This is a genomic window from Oleiphilus sp. HI0061 (genome assembly GCF_001635675.1).
Window position 1 is genome coordinate 1 of the sequence record NZ_LWFE01000294.1, and the last position, 825, is coordinate 825.

The 825-nt window shown below is 45.1% G+C and carries 1 protein-coding gene and 1 pseudogene; both read left to right on the plus strand.

Going from position 1 to position 825, the window contains the following annotated elements; genetic code table 11:
• Positions 1-346 (plus strand): arsenate reductase ArsC (locus A3735_RS03830; protein WP_068637614.1); only part of this gene is annotated, 346 nt, incomplete at its 5' end.
• A gap of 116 nt (positions 347-462) precedes the next feature.
• Positions 463-825 (plus strand): annotated as a pseudogene (locus A3735_RS03835) (tRNA (guanosine(46)-N7)-methyltransferase TrmB); the annotation flags it as partial.

An 825-nucleotide genomic window follows, 5' to 3' on the forward strand; every position in this document is an offset into this window, starting at 1 on the left:
CAGAAATAAAGAGTGGCAAGCATACTCTGCAGGCATAGAAACCCACGGTATGAACCCTAATGCTGTTTCAGTGATGGGGGAACTTGGGGTAGATATGAGCAAACATTATTCTAAGCATATTGAAGAGCTCGAAGCGCAACAGTTCGATTTGATCGTGACAGTTTGCGGTCATGCTGCTGAACATTGCCCAAACTTATCGGAGTTCAAAGAGATTAAGCATGTTCCTTTTGATGACCCGCCATCGTTAGCGAAACTAGCTGCTAATCAGGAAGATGAGTTGGAGAGTTATAGGCGTGTGCGAGATGAAATCAGGGCTTTTGTTGAGTCGTCTAGCTTTTCTAGCTAAAGCGGCTTGAGATACCTTGATCTTTGCTCCATGCAGTCCTATTATGCGCGCTTTTTAATCAATACTAAGCTTCTTTAATAAACTGCATTTGCACTGACGTAACAAGGCTCAACATAATGACCGAAGAACATCAGGATTCCGCACAGACGGACGAAACTGACTCAAAAGAGACGAATACCAAAGGTCCTAAAATTGAAGTGGCTAACCTCAAGAAAAGGCCGATTAGAAGCTTCGTTGTTCGCAGTGGAAGGATGACCGCAGGCCAGCAAAGAGGCTTTGAAGAGTGTTGGTCAACGATGGGCTTGGAGTTAGCGAAAGCGCCTTCTGATGTTCGTGAGAGTTTTCCTCTTGCGCAACCTTTAGTGGTAGAAATTGGTTTTGGCATGGGTGCATCACTAAGTGAAATGGCTCATCAGGCGCCTAATGAGAACTATTTGGGGATTGAAGTTCATCGTCCCGGAGTTGGTGCGCTCCTAAAT